Below are 21,877 nucleotides of genomic sequence, written 5' to 3' on the forward strand. Positions count from 1 at the left end.
ATGGAGAAATAACAGTGATAGTACTTAACTGCAATAATATAGGATTTTCTTATGGAACGGATACAATTATAAAAAATATCTCATTCAGCCTTCAGGAAAATGACAAAGCGGGTCTTGTGGGGGTGAACGGTGCGGGCAAATCAACCCTGTTTAAAATAATTACAGGGGAACTGCACCAGGAGGAAGGGGATTTATTCATTTCAAAGGACCTGGTATTGGGATACCTAAGGCAAAATGCCGCTCTTAACACCGAAAACACGCTTTGGGAAGAGCTTCTGGAAGTTTTTGACCGACTTGTTTCCATGGAGGGAACTATAAAGAAAATTGAAAAGGAAATAAGCATAACCACCGACCAGGATAAGCTGGACTCGCTTATGAAGGAATACGGCAAACTTACCGAAAGGTTTGCCTATCTTGGGGGCTTTGAATATAACAGCCGGATCAGAGGAGTCTTAAGAGGGCTTGGATTTTTGGACAGCGAGTTTGACAGCAAGGTCAATATACTGAGCGGAGGGCAGAAAACAAGACTGGCTTTAGCCAAGGTTCTGCTGGAGGAACCGGATATCCTCCTGCTGGATGAACCCACCAACCATCTGGACATAGCGGCGGTGGAATGGCTGGAGGACTATCTTAAAAGCTATAAAAAATGCCTGCTTATAATATCCCATGACAGATATTTCCTTGACTCGGTCACTAATAAAACCATTGAAATAGAGAATAAGACCAGCACTTTCTACAACACCAATTATTCCGGCTATGTAAAGCAGAAGGCGGTCAACCGCGAGATACAGGAAAAGCACTACCTGCTCCAACAGAAGGAAATTGCCCGGCAGGAGGCAATTATCGAACAGCAGAGGAGATTCAACAGGGAAAGGAATATAATTGCGGCAGAAAGCAGACTGAAGGCGCTGGACAGGATGGTCAGGCTGGACAAGCCCCAGGAAGCCCCGGATAAAGTGAGAATGAAGTTCAATCAGGCCATGACCAGCGGAAATGATGTTCTGGAGCTTGATTCGGTATCAAAGGCCTACGGGGATAAAAAGCTGTTTGATAATATAAGCTTTAAGATAAGAAAGGCCGAAAGAGTCTTTTTACTGGGACCCAACGGCTGCGGTAAATCCACTCTGCTGAAGATTCTGGCCGGAAGGCTTGCCGCCTCCTCCGGAAAGTTCAATTTTGGAGCTAAAGTCGATATGGGTTACTATGATCAGGAAATGGAAGATTTGAATGAGGATAATACTGTGCTTGATGAAGTCTGGAGTGTGAATCAGAAGCTCATCCAGACTGAGGTCAGAAGCGCCCTTGCAGCTTTTTTATTCTCGGGTGAAGATGTATTCAAAAAGATATCTGTTCTGAGCGGAGGAGAAAAGAGCAGGGTATCCATGCTAAAGCTGATATTCTCGGAAGCCAATTTTATCATTCTGGACGAGCCCACAAACCACCTTGACATAAACTCCAGAGAAATACTTGAGGCAGCTCTGGCCGACTACGAAGGGACAATGCTCATAGTTTCCCACGACAGATACTTTATTGACAAGCTGGCCACGAGGATAATTGACATCGGAGTGAAGCCGCCGGTGGATTGTATCGGAAACTATACCTACTTTGCCTCCCACTATAAAAAGAATGCCTCCATGCAAAACGCTGCAAGTGAAGCAAACCCCATATCGGAAGCAAAACAGAGCCGCATTGCCACAAAAGAGGAGCGCAGCAGGATCAGGAAACTTGAAAAGCAGCTTGCAGATACCGAGAAGGAAATAGCAAGCGTCGAGAAACGCCTGGGTGATATAGATAACGAGATGGTGGAAGCTGCCACCGATCACATGAAGCTGATAGAGCTGAGCGAAGAAAAAAACTCAAAAGAGCGGAGTCTGGAAGAATTGTATGCCGTCTGGGCCGAGGTGACCGAGCAGCTTGAAAGCCAGCAGGGCGGGTAAGCTTTTATTTATAAAACAGTTGTAATATAAAAAAGCTGCTTCAGACAGAAACTTTGAGCTTCTGTTTGAAACAGCTTTTGATTGCCATAAAAATTATCATTGCTGGATATTTTAATTTGCTTTGTAAGCGTTGGCTTTTTAGGATATCAATTCTATCGCCAGGCGGGAATTCTCCTCGGCCTTGACTACAAGAGCCCCTACTGATTTTTCCAATTCCAGCTTTACGGCATCGCTGTTCAAAAGCAGCTGATCAATCTTGTTCCTGAGAACGGTATAGGAAAGCTCCTTTACATGTCCCACCGAAGGCTGGTCAATATATTCAAGGAAGCCTTCAACCTTTGGCTGATAGCTGATACCTATCAGGGGAACATTCATATATGCCGCAAAAATCAAAGCGTGGAGGCGCATGCCTATCATAATGCTCATTTTTCTGACAATCCCGAAGGTTTCGGAAACAGAATGATTATTGGAGATAACATAGCCCCTGGTTTTCATTTTTGAGATAATATTCTGTATGGTTACTATATCCGCATAGTATTGCATAGGTATAAAAACAGGTATGAGGTTGTATTTGTTGTAGACGTAATCAGCTGCTTCGGCAATGATCTGTTCATATTTGGCATGCTGCTGTTTGTCACAGCCCGGGCATTTTCTCACTGAAAAACCGGCATAACTGGCATTCAAGGGTATTCCCTCATTGATAAAAATGTCGTCGGTGTTTATGGTATTGTCCACATGCACAGCCAGAGCAGCATCAGCCGTAAGTATAACCTTCGGTTTGGTAATACCCATTTTTTTCAGTTCATCAAAGGAGATTTTTTCTCTTACGGTTATCACGTCGGCCTTATCTAAAATTTTTCTGGAATATTCGGTATTTCTATTCTTATTGATAGGACCTATTCCATTGGCGTAAAACATGACCTTGAGTCCCAGTTTTTTGGCAAGCCAGGCAATTCCCAGATAAAACAGTATGGAACGGGAACTTGTGCTGTCCTGTATTATATTTCCGCCGCCGTAAATAAACAATTTGGCTCTTTTCATTGCCGAATAAACCGCAAACAGATTTTTTCTGTTAATTGTATTGACGCTATAATTAATTGAAGTTTCAATAGGCCTCTTTGACATAACCAAAATGGATATATCGGGCTTTTGACGCCTCAGATTGTCAATTATGGATCTGAGCATGGCATCATCACCTATGTTGCTGAAACCATAATAGCCTGAAATGATTACATCATACTTTTTAGCACCGGCTGATTTACTTTTGATCGATTTTTTATTTGAAATATCATTGAGTATGGCTTCATAAATATTCATCTGAGTCTTACTCATGGCATCCAGGGAGAAAAGCCGGTTTGCCTTTTCATACAGGTTTTTGCCGAAGGTCTCACGCTTTGATCTGTCGGAGGCCAGGTCCAGAATTTGAGCCGCAAGGGTTGAGAAATCCTTTGGCTCGAAAAGGTAGCCGTTTGCCGCAGATTCGATAAGATCGGGAATTCCGCCCACCCGGCTGCAAATGGTGGCTTTGGAATAACGGGCGCCCTCCAGCAGATAGTATGGGAAGCCTTCACTTATGGAAGTCATGGTATTAATGTCTAAAACACTTATGAGCTCGTAGGGATTATTGAGCCAGCCAAGAAAAAATACATTCCGTTCAAGGCCGAGTTCTGCCGAGCGGGCTTTTAATTCCTTTTCCTGCTCACCCTCGCCGCCTATGAGAAATTTTACTTTGGGATTCTGCTTTACAACATATCTGGCCGCATCCAACAGTGTACCGATATCCTTGACGGGGTCAAGCCTTGCTGCCGTACCTACAAGTATATCGTCAGCCCCCAGCGGAATCCCGTATTTTTCAGAAAACTCGTCTCTGGACAAAACTGCCGATGGCCTGCCCATATCCATACCGTTAAGTATGGTGAATATCCTGTCATTGCTGAAACCTCTTTCAACAAGCATTTTTCTGAAGGCACTTGTAACTACTATGTAGTAGTTGAGTTTTCTGAGGACACGGGAATTGATCAAACCAATTGTCAGCCTCTTGAACATGCTGTGCAAATAATCGAGTTTGTAATCACTGTGAATAGTAGTAACGACAGGGATATTGCAGGCTTTTTTTATGACATAGGCAAAGATATTTCCCTTTGAACCGTGAGAATGAATTATATCGAATTGGTTGTCTTTTACCAGCTTTATGGCTTTTTTTATATCAGAATAAATATTTAAAGATTTGATAATTTCAACTTTAATCCCAATTGCACGGGCTTCATCTGCAAAGGCCCCAGGTCTGAGACTGAGCAGGGTTACGTCGATATTGGAAGCAAGTTCCTTAACAAGGTTCAGGACATGTACCTTTGCTCCTCCAACATCTCCTCCGCCGATAATGTGCAAAACTTTCATTTTAATCCTCCATGTTCCTTTTTTTCTTATGTATGCTACATGACTATTTTATCACGCATTTACAATTTTGACACTAATCAATTTAAATTGGAATTTTACTGGTTAATCTGTTGTCACTAAAAACAAGCTATGATATATTTATGATATATTATAGACAACATACTTTGTATCATATGTTAATTTTTAACAAATAATGTATATTGGAATATTGACAATAAAATAACAATGGTGATATAATACCAACACAAATAGAATAATGAGGTGAAATTCCAATGGCTTCAAAGAAAATTTCTATGGCTGTAATAAAAAGGCTTCCAAGATATCATAGATATCTGAATTATTTGTTAGAGCTTGGAATAAAGAGAGTATCCTCAAAGGAACTGAGTACTCGGATGGGAATTACTGCTTCTCAAATAAGACAGGACTTGAATTGTTTCGGAGGTTTTGGGCAGCAGGGTTACGGATACAACGTTGAGTCCCTATATACCGAGATCGGAAATATTTTAGGAATAAACAAGACGTTTAATTGTATTATCGTCGGTGCGGGAAACATGGGGCAAGCTCTGGCTAATTACGGAAACTTCGAAAAAAGAGGCTTTAAGATTATCGGAGTATTTGATGTCAGCCCGGATATTATAGGCAGGAAAATAAAGGATTTGGAAGTCAGAAGCCTCAATGAGATTGATGACTTTGTCGTACTTAACAAAGTTGATATTGCTATGCTCTGTGTTCCATACAGGGAAACTGCGGCACTTGCAGACAGGATAGCCAAACTGGGTGTAAGGGGTCTGTGGAATTTTTCTCCCATGGATTTGAAAATTCCTTATGACGTCATAGTGGAAAATGTACACTTAAGTGACAGTCTTATGGTCTTAGGGTATAAGCTGAATGACAGATTTCCAAGAGAATAAGCCATTATAAAAGCCGGCATGATACACATTGCCGGCTTTTGAATTTTAGTGCTTGATTCAGTTTTATACAGATAAGCCTGCAACGCAGCGTACTAATCTTGCCGGAACACCCTGTAAGAGTTTCCGGATAATATATCGTATGCTCTGTCGGTGTTGAGCTGATCCGACAGTGTTATCCTCAGACAGCCCTGCTCGAATTCTCTGCTGTTGGACACGTTGATATTCTTGATATTGATACCGTTGACACCCAAAAGTGTGGCAATACTCCCTATGATGCCGGGCTCGTCCCTGACGTCCACCAGCAGTTCAAAGCTGGGGGGAAGGAGGCCTGTAGCCCTTGTTGAAAAACTGTCACGGAAGATCTTGGCTTCCTCAAAAAAGCGGTAAATCCCTTTATTATCGGCAACTCTTACCTGTTTTATAAAATTCTCAATAATATAAGTATAATCCTTCAGCAAATCAATTACGGTTTCACTGTTGCTCATAACAATATTTTCCCACATGCCGGGGTTGGAGGAGGCAATTCTTGTGATATCCTTAAAGCCTCCGGCTGCCAGCAGTTTTACCAGACCCTCGCTGTTTTCCTTATCTCTTGCAAGATTTACAAGTGCCGAGGCAATGACATGGGGTACATGGCTTATACAGCCTGTTACCAGGTCGTGCTGGTGGGGTGTGACTACTATGGGTATGGCCCCGATATCCTTTAAAACTGCTTCCAGGGTTAAAATTGTATCCTGTCCGGTGGTCTTTGTGGGAGTCAGCACATAATAGGCATTTTCAAACAGGTGGGCAAAGGAGTTGTGATAGCCTGACTTTTCCGTCCCGGCCATGGGATGTCCTCCTACGAAAACCGGAGGACGGTTCAGGCTTTCAACAAAACTGCATATCTCTGCCTTTGTACTGGCTGCATCTGTTATTATGCAATTTTCCCCCACCTTGTCCGAGAGTCCGGCAAGGTATTCCATGGCTTTTCTCACCGGCGTACAGATAAATATGATCTCTGAATTATAAACATCAGGGCAGATGTCACTGTATCCCAGGTCTATAATCTCTTCCTGCTCCGCGAGCCTGAGGGAAGAAATACAGCTGTCCACTGCATAAATTTTCAGTCCTGGCCGCTTAAGGCGCAGGGCCCTGGCCAGAGAACCTCCGATAAGGCCAAGGCCGATTATTGATATGCTGTTAATTTTAACCATAGTAGTTGAATTCTCTTTCCAGTATTGGAGCAAGCTTGCCTATATCACTGCATAAGTTGTTGAAATCTGCTGGATTCAGCTGCTGCGCCGCATCTGACATTGCTATCATGGGATTGGGATGTACCTCTACTATCAATCCGTCTGCTCCAGCAGCTATGGCCGCCCTGGCCAGCGGAATGACAAATTTGGCCTTGCCTGCGGCATGGCTCGGGTCAACGATAACAGGAAGGTGGCTCATATTTTTAACAACAGGTACGGCACTTATGTCCAGTGTATTTCTCGTTGCAGTTTCAAAAGTTCTAATGCCTCTTTCGCACAGAACCACATCGTAATTTCCTTCACTCATTATATATTCAGCGGCGTTGAGCCATTCATCGATAGTGGTTGCAGAACCTCTCTTCAAAAGCACAGGCTTCATGGATCTGCCCACTTCTTTCAGCAGCTGAAAATTCTGTACGTTTCTTGCGCCTATTTGAAACATATCCACATAGGGCATTGACAGTTCGACGGCCTTTTCACCGGTTACTTCGGTTATGATCTGGAGGCCGGTCTCATCCTTTGCCGCCTTTAAAAGTTTTAAACCTTCTTCTTCAAGCCCCTGGAAGGCATAGGGAGAGGTTCTGGGTTTAAAGGCACCGCCTCTCAAAAACTGGGCGCCGGACTTTTTAACAGCGCGGGCGGCTTCCATTATCTGCTCGTAATTTTCAACAGCGCAGGGCCCGGCCATTATAGCCAGCTCCTTGCCCCCGATTTTGACCCCGTTTACGTTGACAACACTTGGCTCGGGTCTGAAGGTCTTACCTGCAAGCTTAAAGGACTCCACAATAGGGACCAGTTTCTCCACACCCGGCATCAGCTCAAGAGGTATATCCCTTAAAACACTTTTGTCACCGATTATGCCGATTATGGTGCGTTCGGTTCCCTGGGAGATGTGAACTCCCAATCCGGAGTTCTTTAACACATTGATTACATCGTCGATCTGCATTTGATTCGACTTGGGGTTCATTACAATAATCATAAATTCTACTTCCTTTCTACCATTTTACATCGAGTAAGATTTAAAAAACTTCTACCATAATACTTTAACCGCTCCTCAACTATTGATATAAAGCCGGACCGGTTGCTACAATAAATATTATATAGTAATTGTGAAATTTAATAAACCTCTAAAGTATGATGCTGTCCTTTGTAAAATGTAAAGCGGTGGATTTACAGTAAAAAAGAGAAATATATTTTACAATTGCTGGATAAAATGTATTCGGGGGATTTTTAAATGTGCTTTAAATAAAAATTTTTTCATATAAAAAAAGGAGAATGGCATAAAAAATCGAATAGATAATACATTGATTTTGTTAAATCTGCTGAAAATTATATAATGACATATAAAAATTTGGATATTTAAATATTGTATAAAGTTTGTTGTTAGGTTGTTTTGAAATATGTTCCTAATCTACTCTATTTTTTCTTTTACACCTGCCTCCTTAAAGCAATCGGGGGCTGGCGAGGCCGGGCCGCAAACCTGCGGTCCTCAAGTGAACTGCTATTCTTAAATGGGCTCTGATCCCGGAGGGGAATTATTCGCTTGATGAACTAGCTTTGCTGAGATGCGGTTTTTAGGAAGACTTAAAAATAATTTTAAGGAATCCTCATATAACAGTGTGAACGATTAAAATTAATAAGGGGGAATGATTATGAAGGACTATGCCGTACAAAAACTACGGAATATTTGCCTCTTGGCTCACGGTAATGGAGGTAAAACCACCCTGGCGGAGGCTATGCTGTTTAATACGGGCGTATTGGACAGATTTGGCAAAGTGGCTGACGGTACAACCACAACAGACTACGACCCTGAGGAGGTCAAACGAAAGATATCCATTAGTACCGCAATGGCTCCATGTGAATGGATGGACCACAAGATTAATGTGATAGACACTCCCGGTTATTTTGATTTTGTCGGTGAAGTTATGCAGGGTATCCGTGTTGCAGAAGGCGCGGTTATCATAGTTTCTGCAAAAAGTGGTGTTTCGGTAGGTACCGAAAAGTCATGGACATATGCTAAAGAGCACAATGCTGCAAGAATATTCTTCATAAACAAGATGGATGAAGAAAATGCCAATTTCAATGCCGTATTGGAAAAGATGACAGGTACCTTCGGCAACGGAGTTATTCCTTTCCAGCTTCCAATCTATGAAGCTGACAAATATGTTGGTTATGTGGATATAATCAATATGACTGCGAAAAAGTTCCAGAAGGATAAAGTCGTAGATACTGATATTCCTTCCGATTTAACTGATAAAGTTACAAAATTAAAAGATTCATTAAATGAACTCATCGCCGAAACCGATGAGGCTCTTATGGAGAAATACTTCGGAGGCGAGGAGTACACCGGGGAAGAAATCCGGAAAGGTATTAAGGCCGGAATTTATGACGGCTCAATAGCGCCGGTATTCTGCGGTTCCGCACTTCAAAATATGGGTGTGCAGGAATTGATGAATGCAATTGTCGAGTATATGCCTTCTCCGGAAAGTGTCAGTACCAAAGCTGTAAAGGCAGGAACTGATGAGAAGGTTGAGATAAAGGCAGATCCAGCCGGCCCCCTGACTGCGCTTGTATTTAAGACCATCGCCGACCCCTTTGTAGGAAAGATTTCAATGTTCAGGGTTTATTCGGGAACCTTGAAAGCCGACTCGGCAGTATACAATACTACAACTGAAAAGGTTGAAAAAATCGGACAGATATTTGTAATGCGCGGTAAAAAACAGATTCCCACCGACAGGCTTATTGCCGGAGATATTGGAGGAATTGCCAAACTGGCGGCTACAAATACCAATGACACGCTTTGTGACCAGTCCAACAAGGTTATACTGGATAAGATAGTGTTCCCCGAGCCTGCACTCTCACTGGCTGTTGAGCCAAAAGCAAAAGGGGATGAGGAAAAAATCAGCTCGGGATTGCACAAGCTGCAGGATGAGGACCCTACCTTCAAGGTATCCATCAACGTTGAAACACATCAGACGCTCATATCAGGTGTCGGCGAACAGCACCTGGATGTCATAGTCAGCAAATTGAAGGCAAAATTCGGAGTTGCGGTCAATCTGGTTGATCCCAGGGTGCCCTACAGGGAAACCATAAAGAAGAAGGTAAAAGTCGAAGGCAAGCACAAGAAGCAATCCGGAGGACATGGACAGTACGGTCATGTCTGGATTGAATTTGAGCATGGAGATAAGGAAGACCTGGTATTTGAAGAAAAGATATTCGGAGGTTCGGTGCCAAAATCCTATCATCCGGCTGTTGAAAAAGGCCTGAGGGAAGCCATCGTAAAAGGTGTCCTGGCTGGATATCCGGTGGTCAATTTGAAAGCAACCCTTGTAGATGGCTCCTACCATGATGTTGACTCCTCGGAAATGGCCTTTAAAATCGCAGCACGGCTTGCATATAAAAAAGGTCTGCCTATGGCCGGACCTGCGCTTCTGGAACCAATTGCCCATGTGGAAGTATACGTACCCGACAACTATATGGGAGACATAATCGGTGACCTGAACAAGAGACGCGGCCGCATACTGGGAATGAATCCTCAGGACAACGGAATACAGCAGGTTGAAGCCGAGGTGCCTCAATCCGAAATGTTCAAGTATGCCACCGACCTGAGATCAATGACTCAGGGCCGCGGATATTTCAAGCTCTGGTTTGAAAGATACGAGGAAGCTCCTGCCATAGTTGCCGGCAAGATAATTGAAGAGGCCAAGAAGAATATGGTGGAAGAGGAAGAAGAATAATAAGATAATAGAAATAATAGAGCAGTAGAAATAATAAGAAAAATAGAATAATAATTGAGCTGACAGGCTGCTGTACATGAATAAATTAATTAATGTGCAGCAGCTTTTTATTGTCCGGGAAAGTATAAATTTCAAAAATTAAATTTTTAATTGTTGACTTCCGATATGAAAGGATATAGAATTTATTTATAAATGTTAGCGCTAACATATAATATAATTTATGCAAGTTATACAAAATATATAAATTTTAATCCCAATAAAAAGGAAAATGATAATGGCAACTATGAAGGATGTGGCCCAGCTGGCCGGAGTATCGCTTATCACCGTCTCAAGAGTCATCAATTCTCCTGACATAGTGTCGGAGGCTACAAGGCTCAAGGTAGAACAGGCTATGGAAGCACTGGATTTTATGCCGAATTTTGCTGCAAAAGCGTTGGCACAGAACAATACACGGACCATATATCTCTACATACCCGGGAATATAGGAATTTCAGACCCTTTTAACATGCATCTCATTGCGGGTGTGGCAGAGGAATTGAGTAATGCAAATTACCTGTTTCTGGTCAAGCGCGATCTGGAATTCAACCATAGATGTGACGGTGCAATCGTAATGGGACTGGATTTAAGTGAGGAAAATGCTTTTACCGCAAAAATAAAGGTGCCTTTTGTTCTTTTTGGAAAGAATGATCTGGATATTGACTGTGTGGACGTAGATAATGAGCTGGGTGCCGTAATGATGACAGATAAGATAATAGCCAATGGACACAAAAAAATTGGTTTTATTATGAGGGACACAAGCCAGCGGTATGCACATGAACGTCTGGAAGGCTATAAAAAGGCATTGGAGAAGAATAACATCCCCTTCGATGAGAAGCTGGTGAGATATGCTGAGAACTCCGAACAGGAGGGATATACCAATGCCTACGACCTTATGACCAGGGAAAAACCCACAGCTATTTTTTGCTGCGTCGACCTTTTGGCCATCGGTGCTTTCAGAGCGGCTGAAAAGCTGAAGCTTAAGATACCGCGGGATATATCTATTGCAGGTTTTGACGGGCTTATTTTCGATCTGATTCCAAAAGTGCCGCTTACTACCGTAAGACAGCCTGTTTATGAGACGGGCAGAGCGCTTGCGGCCAGACTTTTGGAAAGGCTGAAAAATCCTGAGCTGCCTTATGAAAAGAAATATCTTGAACCTGAAATGAAATGGAGAGAATCTGTAGGCCCCAACAGGCACCAACCCGGTTAATGTTATTTTACGTGCTGTGTTGATTGAAGTTTTGTTTAGCTTTACAGATAAATTTAATTGGAATCAAATGGTACGCGAGGACAACTTCATGAAATAGGATGCACGGTTAAAAACAATTTTCGTAATTGTTTTGGGTGCGTTCTTATTTTATGAAGTTAGTACGGAAGTTACCATTTGATATTAAAAATTACACCGATAAAACAAAAATTATTCGGATTAATTTTTTTATCGAAAAATGTTAGCGCTAACATTGATGATGTTACGAGTACTCAGAAAGCTAATCACTGTTTAAATAGGCCGGCAAGGCTATACCGGCTGAACTGTCCGACTGTCCGGATAGAAGCGTATAAAAAGAGCAGTAATAACAAATTCAAATATCTATAAATTATGATTGGAGAGGCTGCCATGAACACTGTAAAAATCATTCAAACAGCTAGAAATACTGACGACAGACTAACTGAAAAAGGAGTATACAACCTTGAAAAAAACAAGTCAGCAGGTGTTGTGCTTTCAATTGATCCCCATAAAAGCTATCAAAAAATAGTGGGTTTTGGAGGCGCATTCACAGAAGCTGCCGCATACACCTTCTATAAAATGAATCCTGCAAAAAGAGACGAAATTATAATGAAATACTTTGACCCCCAGGCCGGCATCGGCTATTCCATGGGCAGGGTCCATATACACAGCTGTGATTTTGCTCTGGAGAATTATACATATGTTGCGGAAAATGACAGGGAACTGAAAACCTTTGACATCTCCCGTGAGGATAAATGGACAATACCCATGATAAAGGAGGCGTCAAAAGCCAGAAAGGCTGACATTACCCTGCTTGCGTCCACATGGAGTCCTCCGGCCTGGATGAAGACCAATAGGGATATGAACCACGGGGGACAGCTGCTTCCCGAATACAGGGAAGCCTGGGCCAATTATTATGTAAAATACATTAAGGCGGCCAGGGCGAAAGGCCTTAACATTTGTGCAATTACTGTGCAAAATGAACCTGCCGCGGTTCAGACCTGGGATTCCTGTATTTACTCGGCTGAAGAGGAAGGTGCCTTTGTAAGGGATTATCTGGGACCAATTCTTGGAAAGGAAGGGCTTGGAGATATAAAGCTGTACATTTGGGACCACAACAGGGATATTATGGTTGAGAGAGCAACGGGTACCCTGTCCGATCCTGAAACTGCAAAGTATGTATACGGTGTGGCAAATCACTGGTATGTGTCCGAGGCTTTTGAAAATTTATCAAAGGTGCATGAATTATATCCCGACAAGCATATCCTGTTCACAGAGGGCTGCCAGGAAGGCGGAGTTCACCTTGGCTCATGGCTGACAGGTGAAAGATACGGCAGAAACATGATAGGTGACTTTAACAACTGGCAGGAGGGCTGGTTGGACTGGAACCTGATCCTTGATGAAAATGGCGGACCAAATCACGTGGGGAACTTCTGTGATGCTCCAATAATAGCCGATACTACTACCCAGGAGATACATTACAACAGCTCTTATTACTATATCGGACAGTTCAGCAAATTTGTCAGGCCGGGTGCCTTAAGGATAGACGTTTCAACCGAAGGAGAGTCATCTGTTCAGCATGTGGCATTCAGGAATGAAGACGGCTCGGTTGTACTTATTGTCATGAATGAATCGGATAATGTGCAGAATCTCAATGCAAAGCTTGGGGACCAATACGTGTGGCATGCACTGCCTGCACATTCAATTGCAACACTGGTATTTAATAAATAAGCTATCGGCTCCAATCCGCTGAACAGGTCCTCCCCGGACATACAAAGCGGATTGGAGGTTGATGCATATATGGAGGTTTACCTATGGAACATGGCGGCAATGGGGCTATTGATCTGAATAACGGCAGACTTTCAGTCCGGGTTTCATATCCGGGGGAGGTGTACAGGGGCTCCCGCTTTGATTGGAACGGTTTTATCACACAGGTCACACTTGATGACAGGTATACTTTCTGTGTTCCGGAGGCCCTGGTTCCGGGTGTGGGCTCGGGTGGACAGGGTTTCTGCGGAGAGTTCGGGAATGAGCAAGCCATAGGGTATGAGGAGACTTACGTTGACAATTATTTTATAAAAATCGGCGTGGGAAACTTAAAAAAAATTGATAACAAACCATATGATTTTTTCAGGAATTACCCTGTTGTTCCCCTTGCCGGCAGTGTGACTTCAAGTACCGGCCGGGTATGCTTTAAAGTGGAATCCGGCAGTAATGACGGATATTCCTATACATACAATAAGGACATAAAAATCGATGAAAATTTTCTGACCATTTCTTATATGCTGAAAAATACCGGCTCGAAAAAATTTGAAACTACCGAGTACTGTCATAATTTTGTGGGAATAAACAATGAATTTGTGTCGGACAGCTATGAATTAAAAATTCCCGGATGCATAATCCCTGAAAATATTGTTGGGGAGATAGTCCTGGGGGAGAGTACCATAACCTGGCCGGAAAACGGAGTGGAGCAGGAATTCTATTGTGTTCTCAAAAACTATGAAAATGCTCCGGAATATTCCTGGGAACTGTTTAATCACAAAACCGGTGCCGGCATTCGTGAGGCAGTTGATTTTGAGGTTGCAAAATTTGCATTGTGGGGCAGCAGGCATGTAATAAGCCCTGAAACCTTCATAAGGCTGGAACTTGCTCCGGGGCAGACAGCAACGTGGACACGGAGATATGAATTCTTTTATTAAAAATTTAAACAGGATGGTATAAATAATGTCTAAAGGCTGGAAATTTATTGACAATAAGGGGACCTTTGAGCTGGAAGCTCCCCAGAGAAGCAGTTTCCTTTACTTTCCTCTTGCCAATGAAGCGGGAATGATGTCATCTGTTACGCCAACGTTAAATGGTGATATAAAAACCGGGCAAAACACTTTTTTCAATCTTCCCGTATCTTCGGAGGATTTGCATAACATAAAATCAAACCGGAATTTCTGGATATATATTGAAGGCAGCGGTGCCTGGTCTGCCATGGGGGCATCTTCAATACAAAATGCCCGGTTGTTTGACAAGGAAACAGAGGAGAAAGTCACGCTCCAGGCAGGCTTTCTGTGGCACAAGGTGACACGTGAAAACGGCAGGCTGGGCATCAGAGCCGAAATAACCAGTTTTGTCCCTGCCAATCAACATAAGATTGAATTAATGAGGGTCACAATTACCAATATTGGCGGCGGCACTTTAAAATTCACACCCACCGCAGCTGTCCCGGTATACGGACGTTCCGCCGAAAGTGTGAGGGACCACCGCAACGTGACCAGCCTTCTTCACAGGGTATATGTGGTCAGGGAGGGAATAGAGGTTCAGCCTGCCATGACTTTTGATGAGAGGGGACATAAATTAAATAAGATATCCTACAACGTATATGGAATAGATGAGGGCCGAAATTTTCCGCTGGGTGCATTTCCCCTTGAGGAGGAGTATATCGGAGAAGGCGGATGCCTTGAATGGCCCGAAACGGTGGTTTCCAACAAGAGGAATTGCCGTATGGAAGGCCAAACCATTGACGGATATGAGTCGGTTGGCGCCTTAAGATTCAGGGACAGTGAACTTGCACCCGGAGACAGCAAAACATATATAATTGCCATGTCTGTAACTGAGGACAGAACTTCTGGTAAGGCAGACATCCTGGAATATTTTAATGCCGAGGGGTTTGAAAAGCTCCTTAAAGATACCGGAGAGTTTTGGGAGGAAAAGCTTGGAAAAATCAGCTTTAAGAGCCGGGATGGGCAGTTTGATGCCTGGATGAGATGGGTATCCCTCCAGCCTATACTGCGAAGAATCTACGGCTGTTCCTTCATGCCCCATCACGACTACGGAAAGGGCGGACGGGGCTGGAGGGATCTGTGGCAGGATTGCCTGGCTTTACTGCTGATGGAAACAGAGACCGTGAGAAACCAGCTTCTCAACAATTTTGGAGGAGTGCGCCTTGACGGAACAAATGCTACTATTATCGGCAAAGGCCCCGGTGAGTTTGTTGCCGACAGGAATAATATCAGCAGGGTTTGGTCGGATCACGGAGTATGGCCTTTCTTTACAACCCTTCTTTACCTGAACCAGAGCGGAGATTTTGATTTCCTCTTTGAAGAGCAGACATATTTTAAAGACAGGCTTGTTATGAGATCTTCAAATATCGATAAGGAATGGACTCCCTGGTATGGCAGCAAGCAGAAGTGTGAAAATGGAAATATCTATACCGGCACCATCCTTGAACATATTTTGATACAGAACCTGGCCGCCTTCTTCAACTCAGGGGAACACAACAATATACGCATTGAAAATGCCGACTGGAACGACGCCTTCGACATGGCGGCCCAAAAAGGTGAAACTGTTGCATTTACGGCTTTTTATGCCGGCAATCTCATAGAGTTGAGCAAACTGCTGATCAGGGTAAAGGAGATACTGGGAATCGGCCAGCTGGAAGTTGCAGCCGAAATGGCGGTGCTTTTTGATACCTTGAGCGACGGTATAGACTATGACGACCCTAAAGCTAAAAACAAACTGCTGAAGCAATATTATGAAACATGTGTCCACAATATCAGCGGTAAAAAAATCTCCCTGGATATACAGAAGGTTTCAGAGGACCTGAAAATTAAGGGGCAATGGCTTTCAAAGCACATTTCGGAGAATGAACAGGTCAGGTCGGAGGAAGGATACCAATGGTTTAACGGCTATTATGACAATGCAGGCCTGCAGGTTGAGGGACAGAAGGCGTCAGGAGTGAGAATGACTCTTACCGGACAGGTTTTCCCCATAATGATGGGGGTTGCCTCAACAGAACAGGTAAACAATGCCGTAAAAGCTGTCAACCGCTATTTGTACGACAGCGTCCTTGGCAGTTACAGGCTGAACAATAATTTTAACGAGCTTAAGCTTGATCTTGGAAGGTGTTTTGGCTTTGCATTCGGCCACAAGGAGAACGGGGCCGTTTTCAGCCATATGGCCGTTATGTATTCCTTTGCACTGTACAGACAGGGCTTTGTTTCAGAAGGATATGAGGTGCTGAAGTCACTTTACGATATAAGCACCAATTTTGACAGGGCCAGGATATATCCGGGGATTCCCGAGTATATCAACGAGAGGGGAAGGGGAATGTATCATTACCTCACCGGCTCGGCAAGCTGGCTTATGCTCCTGCTGCTCACCGAAGTGTACGGTGTCCGCGGTGCTTCGGGAAATCTTCTGATCCAGCCTAAGCTGAAAAAGGAGCAGTTCGATAAAAGGGGAACTGCCGAAGCGAGAACTGTTTTTGCAGGCCGGGCCATTAAGCTTGTGTACAATAACAGCCGGCAGCTGGATTTTGGACAGTACAAAATCACAAATATCACCGCCGGCGGAAAAAAAATCAGCTGCCGTATGGCTGACGGGGTCGCAATAATCGGCAGGACCGACATTTTGGAATTTGACCCGCAGGTTGAAAGTACCATTGAAGTTGAGCTTGAATAAAATTTGTTTAATTGGATACACCGGACAGTATATTTTTCAGAGGTTACAGTCCGCTTTCCGGTGCATGCGGGTGGGGGATGAGCATGAAACCTGAATATTTATTTAATGATAAGAATGAATTTATTATAGAACATTATGATAAGGCAAAGACCTTTGCCAGTTTTTTGCCTGGTATTGCCGGGATTGACGGAATCCCCATGTGGGCGTTTTATGTCAACAGAGGACAGGTGCTGGGGAGTTTTGGAGTCAGGGACAGAGACGGAACAATAATGGAGTTCTTTCCTGCACATACCATGTATCAAAATGTTGAAAGAAAAGGCTTTCGCACTTTTATAAAACTGGACGGGGAAATTCATGAAATCTTTTCATCAATATCCCGGGACCAATATAACCGGAAACTGGTTATTGAAAAAAATTCTGTTAGGATTGTGGAAGAAAACCTGACACTTGGCCTGAGGATTGCCGTGACTTATTTCACCATGCCGGGAGAGAGCTATGCGGCCATAGTGAGAAAGGTATGTATGGAAAGCCTTGACGGGACCGACAGGGAGATTGAGGTGCTGGACGGCATGCCGCAGCTTTTGCCCGTGGGAGCCACAAATGCCGGCTACCAGGAAATGGCAAACCTGATGAAATCCTGGTATGAGGTCTATAATACCGAAAACAGGATAGCCTACTACAAGGTGAGGGCTTCAACGGCCGACACCGTAGAGGTAAGTGAGTTTGAAGAAGGGAACTTCTATCTTTCCTTCTCTTCGGAAAGCCATGGGCTTCTGCCGCCGGTTTATGATATGGATATAATTTTCGGATATAACAATGCCTTGTCGAAGCCCGACGGGTGGGACTGTTCCATTGAGGAGCTGTTGAGCCGGAAGCAGATAGCACAAAACAAAGTATCGGGCGGCTTTACCGGAGTTAAGGCAACTGTCAACAAGGTATTCACTCTATGTACTGTAATAGGGCATGTATCAGGTATGGCCATGATCAACGCAAGGAAAAATGATTTCAGCCTTGAGTTTATAGAGCGCAAGGAGAGACAGGCCGCCCAATTGGTGGAAAACCTGGTGGGGGATACATATACAAAAACTGCGGTCAGCCTTTTTGATAAGTACATTGACCAGTGCTATCTTGACAATCTGCTGAGAGGGGGGTATCCTCTGGTATTTAAGGCAGGCAGCAGGAATCATGTGTATCACGTTTTTTCCAGAAAACACGGAGATCTGGAACGTGAGTACAATTTCTTCTCCCTTGAACCGGCTTTATATTCCCAGGGCAACGGAAATTTCAGGGATGTGAGCCAGAACAGAAGGAATGATGTGCTTGTAAAACCCGAGGTAAGGGATTTCAATGTAAGGCATTTTATGAACCTGATACAGGCCGACGGCTATAATCCCCTGTCTGTAAAGGGGTGTACCTTCACCCTGAATGAGGATGACTGGAGCGGGATTGAGGAACTGATCGGCACTCACAGGTCCGAAATAAAAAAACTGGTGACGGGAAAATATACTCCAGGCAAGCTGATAACTTTTATTATTGAACACAATACACAGCTTGCAGTACCAAAAGAAGAACTGCTGGAAAAAGTGCTCGAGAAATCCTGCCAGAATATAGAGGCTGAATTCGGAGAGGGCTATTGGAGTGACCATTGGACTTACAATATGGATTTGGTTGAAACCTTTCTGACGGTTTATCCCGATATGAAGGAAAGCTTTTTATTTGATGAAAAGGCGTACTGTTTTTACAAAAGTCCTGTATTTGTACTGCCAAGGTCGGACAAATACGTGCTGGCCAACGGCAGGGTACGGCAGTACGGGGCTCTTCTGGAGGAAAAGGAAGACCCGCATGAGGGAGCTGAGGGCTGCTGGCTGAGAACAGGGCAAGGTGCAGGAGAGGTCTATTATACAAGCTTATATGTAAAGCTCCTGGCGTTGGCGCTGATAAAGTTTGTAAGCCTGGACCCCGAGGGAATGGGCATTGAGATCGAAGCCGGAAAACCCGGCTGGAATGACGCATTAAACGGCTTATCAGGATTGTTTGGCTCAAGTATGTGTGAAACAGCTGAATTGCTGAGAATAGTGGATTTCATTATTGCCTGCAGTAAGGAATACCATAAAAAGATCAGCCTGCCGGAAGAAATCAATACCTTGATGAATGCTGCCGACAGCCTTTTGGAGGAGAATCTTGCAGCCGGGCTGAATGATTTTGAGTACTGGGATCAAACAGCGGCTGCAAAAGAAAGGTACAGAAGCCAGATTCGCAGGGGAATAGCCGGAAAAGAGGTTGAGGCAGACACCGGAGACCTGCTGAAAATATTCAGCAGGTTCAGAGCCAAACTTCAGAGGGGTATGGATAAGTCATTGACTTTTGGAGACGGGATCTATCCGACTTACTTTATATATAAGGCTGTAAGATATGAGATGGCCGAAGGCAAAAAAAGTCCTGTCAACGGACAGCCCAATGTTACCGTATCTGAGTTTGAGTGCTGTCCCCTTCCTCTGTTTCTGGAGGGGCCTGCACGTATTTTAAGGACCGTCGGGGATGAGGAAAAGGCTCTTGAACTATATAATACAATACGGTCCAGCGACATTTTTGATACAAAACTTGAGATGTATAAAACCTCGGTATCCCTGGAGGAAAGCAGTACGGAAATCGGACGGCTGAGGGCGTTTACTCCGGGATGGCTGGAGAGGGAGGCCGTATTCCTGCATATGGAATACAAGTATCTGTATGCCATGCTGCAGGCCGGCCTGTACCGGCAGTTCTTCGAGGATATCCGCACCATGCTGGTTCCGTTTATGAAGCCTGAGGTGTATGGCAGAAGTACACTGGAGAATTCCTCTTTTATAGCCAGCTCTGCAAATCCTGATGAAAGTGTCCACGGACGGGGATTTGTTGCCAGAATGAGCGGGTCCACGGCTGAGATGCTGAGTATGTGGTTCCTGATGATGGCGGGCAGGGAAGTATTCACCTGTAAGAACGGGGAATTAAGGCTGGCATTGAGGCCTGTTCTGCCGGGCTGGATGTTTGACGCGGTTGGAAGGGTCAGCTTCAAGTTCCTGGGCAGTGTTATGGTTAACTATATTAATCCCGGAAGGAAAAATACTTATGGGGAAGACTCTGTAAAGCCGGAAAAATATGTATTGACCTATATGGATAAAACTGAGAGGGAAATAGCGGGAGAAATAATTGAAGGCCGGGAGGCCCGGGATATACGCAATAAAAAGGTGGATAGCATTGATGTCCACCTGAAGTAATCAAGTGGTTTTACGGCTTGGAACTGTATTATATGGGTTATGTCAACGCTTGAATCGGTGACATTTTCTAGATATAATGGAAGTGAAATGCTGCTGATCAGAACTAATAATCTGTTATCCTGGAGGGAATTGCATTGGCTAAAGCATTATTGGTTGATGACGAAAAGTATATCAGAAATGGAATAAGGGCTATAATATCCAGAGCCGGTTCCATTTTCACCGAAATTGACGAATGCGTCAATGGTATCGAGGCTTTGAACAGGTTATCGGAAAATAGATACGATCTTGTTATCACCGACCTGATTATGCCTCAGATTGATGGGATAGAGCTTGTTTCAAGGATTGATGGCATGGAATACAAGCCGTATACAGTAGTATTAAGCGGATATGATGATTTCAAATATGCGCAGAAGGCCATTAAATATGGCGTTAAGGCATATCTCCTTAAACCGGTGGACAGAAATGAACTTTTAAATATTGTAAAAAAAGCCGAAGAAGAATATATAAAGAGACAAAACACTGATGTCAAAACGAATACAGGTGATAGGGAGGAATTTTTTTCAAACCAGTTCAAGCTTATGCTGTTAAGTGACAATACCACCAGGGAAGAAGAGGAAAAACTTTTGAAAACCTGCGGTATGGATTTTGAGAATGAGGCTTACCGGGTAGTAACGGTAAATTCCTGCGAGGTCTATGAGGCCGGGGATAAACTTGAAAGCAACTTGTCCCTGGTGGCAAAGCTCAGGAACTGTTTGAATGAAACAGGCACCTTTGGTTTTTATTTTCTGGATAACAGGGATAATGCGGTCCTGATACTAAACGCCGGAACCGATGTAAAGAATTTGCTTGAAGCAGTTGACAGAATGTTCGGCACCAGATGTACGGCCGGAATAGGAGGCACTTTTACAGATGTTTCTGAAATGCGCCGGTCCTACAACCAGTCGGATTATGCTTTGAAATACAAACTCCTGGTACCTGACAGTTCGGTGATATATTACAGCGGCATAGCTGAACCCGACAGCAATTTTGTACTGCCTGTCAGACTGGTAAAAAATCTTACCGGCATGCTGGACACCGAACGCAAGGATGAGCTGTGCAAAGTAATCAATCAGATTTTTGACGAAAAGGCCGTAAGGAAATATCATCTGGAATATCTGGAAAAGCTTTCGGCCTGTTTGAAACTGGAGATAATAGAATATCTCTCGGAGCATATACCTCATAAAATAGAGTTTATCAAAGAACAGGAAGACAGCTTTAAAAGCATATTTGAATTTCATAACATCAATGATTTTACAAGATACATAAAGAAATTTGTATTGAGTATCAATGAAGTGTTATTGCAGTTCAAGAGTATATGCAGCACCGACAAAACCATTGAAATGGCCGTCAAATATGTACAGGACAATTACCGGAATGATCTGACCATGGCAGAGGTGGCCAATCATATCAGCCTTAATTACTCCTATTTTTCCATACTTTTTAAGGAAAAGACAGGCATGAACTTTGTGGATTATCTGAGGATGGTCAGAATTGAAAAGGCAAAAGATCTGCTGCAGAATTCCATATATAAAATATATGAAGTATCAGAGATGGTGGGATACAATAATACCAAACATTTTACCACCACCTTTCGCGCACTCACAGGAATATCTCCAAAGGAATATAGGGAAAAGCTGTATATTAACTAACTG

The 21,877-nt window shown here is 43.6% G+C and carries 12 protein-coding genes; 9 read left to right on the forward strand and 3 right to left on the reverse strand.

The genetic code is table 11. The annotated features are described in order from the left end of the window. Window positions 1–14: 14 nt before the first annotated feature. Complete coding sequence (locus T344_RS0109920) at window positions 15–1,937, forward strand: ABC-F family ATP-binding cassette domain-containing protein (protein ID WP_027628566.1); 1,923 nt, start codon at window positions 15–17, stop codon at window positions 1,935–1,937. A 138-nt stretch (window positions 1,938–2,075) separates the two neighbouring features. Here T344_RS0109920 and csaB read toward each other — a convergent pair whose 3' ends face one another. After that, window positions 2,076–4,334, reverse strand: coding sequence for a polysaccharide pyruvyl transferase CsaB (gene csaB, locus T344_RS0109925; protein ID WP_027628567.1), 2,259 nt, complete (start codon window positions 4,332–4,334; stop codon window positions 2,076–2,078). Between the two features lie 272 nt (window positions 4,335–4,606). Here csaB and T344_RS0109930 point away from each other — a divergent pair, with 272 nt between their 5' ends. Next, entirely contained in the window at window positions 4,607–5,245 is a 639-nt protein-coding gene (locus tag T344_RS0109930; protein WP_004627560.1) for a redox-sensing transcriptional repressor Rex, read from the forward strand. Between the two features lie 92 nt (window positions 5,246–5,337). Here the strand turns inward: T344_RS0109930 and T344_RS0109935 are convergent, their stop codons facing one another. Then, window positions 5,338–6,441 carry a prephenate dehydrogenase gene (locus tag T344_RS0109935; RefSeq protein WP_027628568.1) on the reverse strand — a complete coding sequence of 368 codons (1,104 nt, stop codon included), beginning with the start codon at window positions 6,439–6,441 and terminating at the stop codon, window positions 5,338–5,340. After that, a complete protein-coding gene (gene aroF, locus T344_RS0109940) occupies window positions 6,434–7,459 on the reverse strand; it encodes a 3-deoxy-7-phosphoheptulonate synthase (RefSeq protein WP_004627590.1) in 1,026 nt (341 codons plus the stop codon). Before aroF ends, T344_RS0109935 begins: the two co-directional genes overlap by 8 nt. Window positions 7,460–8,132: 673 nt before the next feature. On the opposite strand from aroF, the gene fusA reads away from it, so the two are divergent. The 7 genes from fusA (at window position 8,133) to T344_RS0109975 (ending at window position 21,874) form a co-directional block, all read left to right on the forward strand. Continuing rightward, on the forward strand, window positions 8,133–10,217 hold the full coding sequence (gene fusA, locus T344_RS0109945; RefSeq protein ID WP_027628569.1) for an elongation factor G: 2,085 nt from the start codon (window positions 8,133–8,135) through the stop codon (window positions 10,215–10,217). Between the two features lie 274 nt (window positions 10,218–10,491). Next, window positions 10,492–11,466 (forward strand): LacI family DNA-binding transcriptional regulator, encoded by a 975-nt coding sequence (locus T344_RS0109950; RefSeq protein ID WP_027628570.1) that lies wholly within the window; start codon window positions 10,492–10,494, stop codon window positions 11,464–11,466. A 405-nt stretch (window positions 11,467–11,871) separates the two neighbouring features. Beyond that, a complete protein-coding gene (locus T344_RS0109955) occupies window positions 11,872–13,212 on the forward strand; it encodes a glycoside hydrolase family 30 protein (protein ID WP_027628571.1) in 1,341 nt (446 codons plus the stop codon). Between the two features lie 83 nt (window positions 13,213–13,295). Further along, the gene (locus T344_RS0109960; protein WP_027628572.1) at window positions 13,296–14,180 is read left to right on the forward strand and encodes a hypothetical protein; all 885 of its coding nucleotides are present in this window, start codon (window positions 13,296–13,298) and stop codon (window positions 14,178–14,180) included. A gap of 25 nt (window positions 14,181–14,205) precedes the next feature. Further along, complete coding sequence (locus T344_RS0109965) at window positions 14,206–16,932, forward strand: GH36-type glycosyl hydrolase domain-containing protein (protein ID WP_034861016.1); 2,727 nt, start codon at window positions 14,206–14,208, stop codon at window positions 16,930–16,932. Between the two features lie 83 nt (window positions 16,933–17,015). Beyond that, complete coding sequence (locus T344_RS0109970; protein WP_027628574.1) at window positions 17,016–20,186, forward strand: hypothetical protein; 3,171 nt, start codon at window positions 17,016–17,018, stop codon at window positions 20,184–20,186. 134 nt (window positions 20,187–20,320) lie between these two features. Further along, on the forward strand, window positions 20,321–21,874 hold the full coding sequence (locus T344_RS0109975; RefSeq protein ID WP_027628575.1) for a response regulator: 1,554 nt from the start codon (window positions 20,321–20,323) through the stop codon (window positions 21,872–21,874). The last annotated feature ends 3 nt before the right edge of the window (window positions 21,875–21,877 follow it).

It is taken from the genome of Ruminiclostridium cellobioparum DSM 1351 = ATCC 15832 (assembly GCF_000621505.1).
GTDB lineage: Bacteria > Bacillota > Clostridia > Acetivibrionales > DSM-1351 > Ruminiclostridium > Ruminiclostridium cellobioparum.